Origin of the sequence: uncultured Fretibacterium sp. (genome assembly GCF_938040765.1) — a bacterium.
Classification (GTDB): Bacteria; Synergistota; Synergistia; order Synergistales; family Aminobacteriaceae; genus CAJPSE01.
Genome location: NZ_CALIAA010000103.1, coordinates 1 through 4,916, shown reverse-complemented (window position 1 = coordinate 4,916; position 4,916 = coordinate 1). Strand labels below are relative to the sequence as shown.

The following is a 4,916-nucleotide window of genomic DNA, read 5'->3' as shown; positions in this document are numbered from 1 at the left end:
TCTTGCCCTTCTCGTCGATCGAGACCACGGGGATGCCCAGCCCCGCACAGAGCTGATTTGCCGTCCCTCCCAGCCCGAACGGGAGATGCACGCTCGGCAACTCGCCAGGCTGACCTGCCCTCCCCAAGGGATGAACGCGTGTCGTTTGACAAAAGCTGTATCTTATTGTAAGTTTATATAACCAAACATATAACATGTAAAAATTGAAACATGAGGAAGTGTTCTTCAGTTTTTGTCCTTATAAATGGTGCGTTATGATTGCAATAAGGAAGGGATATAATGTTCGCTGAAGGAAAAAGGTCTTCTTTGTTGACTGTTGTTTTTGCAATGATCTGGGTGTTCGCAGGGGCGGGAGGTCTGTTTGCCGCGGAGGGCGGGACCAGGACTATCGTCGACGCGACCGGACGCGAGGTGAAGGTTCCGGATCGGCCTCAGCGTATCGCGATCGGGACGACGGTCCTTCCGAACATGGTTTACGCCCTGCAGGGACACGCACGAAACATCGTTGCCATCAACCCGGCGTCCTATGCCGGGTGGCAGATCGGCACGTTTCGGTTTCTCGCACCGGAACTCGAGAACGTCAATACCTCGATGATCAACAACGATTTTTCCCTCAATGTCGAGGCGCTGGCCGAGGCGGATGTCGACCTCGTCCTGAACTGGGACTCGCAGATGGATTCGGCGAAGCAGCTCGAGGCGATAGGGATTCCCTGCGTGCTCTTCCGGTCTGCGACCGACCTTGCCTCCCTGAAAGAGCTCCTTGCATTGCTTGGCGATGTGTTGAACTGCCGTGAGCGCGCCGAGGAAGGGCTCGCCTGGTATAACGAGACCGAGGCTTACTTCAAGGGGAAGGAGGCTTCGGTTGCGGCACTTGCCGAAGAGGACAGGCCGAAAGTGCTGCACTTCCAGAGAGCGTCGAAGTTTCAGGTCTACGGCGGCGGGATGAACCACTACGTTACGGAGATCGAGGGCGGCAGAAATTTCAAGCTGCCGGTAGACAGGGCGGCTCCGACGATGGAGGATGTCCTTGTTTTCAATCCCGACATCATATTCATCAGCAACTTTGACGATGTAACCCCACAGGACTTTTACGAAAATCGCCTTGACGGCCAGGACTGGAGCGGGATAAGCGCCGTGAAGAATCGCCGCGTCTACAAGGTTCCTGCCGGTCTCTACCGATGGGCTCCTCCGAACTCCTTCGAGAAGCCGCTCTACATGAAGTGGACGGCTACGATCGTTCAGCCGAAGCTTTTTTCTGACATCGACATCCGAAAGGAGATCAGGGATTTCTACGCCTCGTACTACAAATACAATCTGACGGAAGAGCAGATTGACACGATCCTGCGGGTTCGCCTGAACGAACAGAGCCGATAGCCGAAGCGTACCATGCGAAAACTATCTTGTCCTGTACTGATTACACTGCTCGTCGTATTGCTCGTTGTCGTGTTTTTCATCGCTTTGTGCGCTGGAAGGTACAGTATAAGAGTGACTGAAGTAGTGCGTATTCTGGCCTCGAGCGTCTTCGACGTAACGCAGACGTGGGACGACAGGGCTTACGGCGTCATCTTCACGCTTCGCCTTCCCCGGACGATTGGCGCTGTCCTCGTCGGCGCCGCTCTGTCTCTCGCCGGCGCCGCGTATCAGGGGGTCTTCAAGAATCCCCTCGTCTCGCCGGATTTGCTTGGGGTGTCGTCGGGCGCCTGCGTCGGCGCGGCGATCGCGATTTTGCTCGGGATGAACTCGCTGGGCGTGCAGACACTGGCTTTTGCCGTCGGCATCGGCGCGGTCACCCTGACGATGCTGATCCCGCGTCTGTTTCGCAGCTCGTCGATGATGATGCTCGTGCTCTCCGGCGTGATCGTCCGAGGCATGATGGACTCGGTGGTTGGCGTCATCAAGTATATTGCCGACCCCGAGACGCAGCTGGCCGACATCACCTATTGGACACTGGGCAGCCTTGTCAAGGTCCTGTCCTCGGACCTCTTCGCGATTGCGCCGGTGATCGCCGCCGGGTGCCTGATGGTCCTGCTGCTGAGCTGGAGGATCAACATCCTCTCGCTGGGCGAACAAGAGGCGCGGGCTCTCGGCGTGCATGTCGGCTTCGTCAGAGGCGTCGTCATCATCTGTTCGACGCTGCTCACCGCTTCGGCGGTCTGCGTCTGCGGAACGATTGGCTGGGTCGGTCTCGTCATCCCTCATCTGAGCCGTATCACGGTCGGGCAGGACAACACGAAGTCGATACCGGTCAGCCTCCTGATGGGGGCCATCTTCATGGTGGCGATCGACACGCTCGCGCGTGTGCTTACGTCGCTTGAACTGCCGCTCAGCATCCTGACCGGGATCATCGGGGCGCCGTTCTATTTCATGGTGCTCGCTGGACAGAGGATGAGCCTCTCGTGATACGGAGGGCCCTTGTTGATGCTGCTTGAAGTCAGGGATCTTTCGTTTTCTTATCGGGGCTCCGGCCGGCAGATATTTCGAGATGTGAACCTGAGCCTCGCCGCTGGCGAGGTGCTGACGATACTGGGGCCGAACGGTGCGGGAAAATCGACCCTGCTGAACTGCCTTGCCAATCTTTTGACGCCGAGCAGTGGTAAGATATTTCTCGACGGTTGCCCTCTGTCGAGGATGCGGCTTAGAGATGTGGCCCGGATCATCGGTTTCGTGCCGCAGAATCACAATGCGATGTATGCTTATACCGTGCGCGATTTCGTCGTGATGGGGCGAGCTCCGCATCTGGGGATGTTTCGCAGGCCGTCGGCGGCCGATTATGCTCTCGCCGACTCGGTGATGGGCGAGCTGAATATCCTTCATTACGCCGACAGGCCCTATACGCGGATCAGCGGCGGAGAGCGCCAACAGGCTCTGATTGCACGCGCTCTCGTCCAGGAGCCGAAGATCCTCATGTTCGACGAACCGACGAACCACCTGGACTTCGGCAATCAACTCCGGACGGTCAACAAGATTGGCGAGCTTACGAAGAAGGGCTATGCGGTCGTCATGACGACGCACATGCCGGATCATGCGATGCGCCTCGGCGGCCTGACCGCGATATTGAACCGGAGGGGAGAGTTCCTCTGCGGCAGCGCCGACGAGGTGATCACCGAGGAGAACTTGCGCGATATCTATCAAACGGACATTCGCATCGTCTATGTTCCCGAGGCGGGATACCGCATCTGCGTCTTCGCAAGAAACTCAAGCTAGGGAGGTTTCGGACCGAGTCCGCCGTTGGCGGACATTTCATTTTCCATAGGGGGTTCCAAGGTGAACGAGATCCAAGTGTTGGAAAAAGGCGTCAATTTTTCGTGCAGCTTTGACGAGATGCTTAAGTATCATGGCACCGGATACCCGGGCGGGGTTGCGCATGCCTTTAAGGTCATGGAGAGGGCCTTTCCGCTGCTCTCCGACAAAACGCCTCCGGAGCGGCGGGAGATCTCTCTCGTCACGGCGTTCGGGGGGCCGGGGGGCCGGGATGCGTTTGAGATGGTCACGCGGTGCGTGACCGACGGCCGCTTGCATGTCGACAAAAATCTTCCCGAGGCGGCTGACGCGATCGAGAGCCCCGGAGGCCGATATTATTTTCGCTTCACCTACAGAGGGCGCTCCGTCGAGATAACGATTCGCCCCGGTCACGTGCGGGATGAGTTCATCCAGCTCGCCAGGAAAAAGGACAGGACTCCCGAGGAGGAGACAGAGCTTGCAGGGATGAAGCGTGAGATGGCCGATCGGCTGATGGCATCGAAGGCCGAGGATATCTACGACGCTAAAGTCCTCTGAAAGTCGGCGCTATGAAGTACGCGACTTTAGGCCGGATGGGGGCGGAGGCGTCGCGCGTGGCGTTCGGCATGCGGCAGCTGGACGACCCCACCGATATCGAACGCCATGCGGAGAACGTTGTCTACGCTTACCGGCGTGGGATCAACTTCTTCGAGACGTCGGTCTCCTATGCGGAGGGGAAGGCCGAGACGATTCTCGGCAGGGCTATTCGGGAGATGAAGCGCGGCGAGCTGCCTTTTTACGTCATGTCGAAGTGTCATGCTGCCGAATCGGGAGCATTTCGCCGCAACTTGGAGTCCTCGCTCGAACGCCTTGGGCTTGATACGCTAGACATATTTACCTGTCTTTGGGGCGTGAAGAGCCTGAACGAGTGGCTGGGGGCGGTGCGCTTCGGCGCCGTGAAGGAGCTCGAACGCGCTCGTGACGAGGGATTGATCCGATATATCGCGATCACGAGTCATATGAAGGATGACGATATGAAGCGGGTTATGTCGGATTATCCGTTCGACCTCAACATCATTGGTTTCAACGTAATCAACGCGCGCTTTCGCATGGAGGGGCTGAGGGCGTCGTTCGAGAACGGGGCGGGAAACATCGCGATGTGTCCGCTCGGATCGGGCAGGCTCGTGATGTTTAAGGATGTCTTCGGCGCAATCCGGATAAGAAAGGACCAATCCCTTGTCCAGGCGGCGTATGACTATGTGCTGTCGTCCCCGTTCGTCCACTCGGTGATCGGGGGCTTCAACGAAAAATCGGAGATAGACGAGGCCGTGTCGGCGGTCGAGACGCATGTTCCGTATACTACCGAAGAGATGGCGCTGGTGCAGGAAAGGCTTGCGGCGCGGATTTCGCCTTTGGAGCACGAAAGGCGCTTTGAAGTGGCGAAGGCGATCAATGAAAGGCCGTACATTCTGCGCGAGGAAGCGGCGGAGTTGTTCGGCGTCTACCCGATGAGCCTCTGAACGCCGTGTCCCAACGGAGCTTTTTCGGGGGCGGCTGGCGCGGGGCCGCGGAAGGAGGACTTCTATGCCCTGTCCCCGGCGATGAGGAGGCCGGGGCAGTGTAAAAAAACAACCTGTTGGGTGTCAGCGCAGGTCCGTTTTCTTCAGCCTCTCGTAAAGCGCCTCCCGAACCTCCCA

At 58.0% G+C, this 4,916-nt stretch carries 5 protein-coding genes; all 5 read left to right on the top strand.

Going from position 1 to position 4,916, the window contains the following annotated elements:
• Positions 1-306 precede the first annotated feature (306 nt).
• From Q0176_RS03845 to Q0176_RS03825, 5 genes are read left to right on the top strand one after another with little or no spacing between them, the layout of a single operon-like run.
• Positions 307-1,374, top strand: a complete 1,068-nt coding sequence (locus Q0176_RS03845; RefSeq protein ID WP_299299405.1) for an ABC transporter substrate-binding protein — start codon at positions 307-309, stop codon at positions 1,372-1,374.
• A gap of 12 nt (positions 1,375-1,386) precedes the next feature.
• A complete protein-coding gene (locus tag Q0176_RS03840; RefSeq protein ID WP_299299403.1) occupies positions 1,387-2,400 on the top strand; it encodes an iron ABC transporter permease in 1,014 nt (337 codons plus the stop codon).
• Between the two features lie 18 nt (positions 2,401-2,418).
• The gene (locus Q0176_RS03835) at positions 2,419-3,204 is read left to right on the top strand and encodes an ABC transporter ATP-binding protein (RefSeq protein WP_299299407.1); all 786 of its coding nucleotides are present in this window, start codon (positions 2,419-2,421) and stop codon (positions 3,202-3,204) included.
• Between the two features lie 60 nt (positions 3,205-3,264).
• Positions 3,265-3,777, top strand: coding sequence for a hypothetical protein (locus Q0176_RS03830; protein WP_299299401.1), 513 nt, complete (start codon positions 3,265-3,267; stop codon positions 3,775-3,777).
• A gap of 11 nt (positions 3,778-3,788) precedes the next feature.
• A complete protein-coding gene (locus Q0176_RS03825) occupies positions 3,789-4,739 on the top strand; it encodes an aldo/keto reductase (protein ID WP_299299399.1) in 951 nt (316 codons plus the stop codon).
• Positions 4,740-4,916 lie beyond the last annotated feature (177 nt).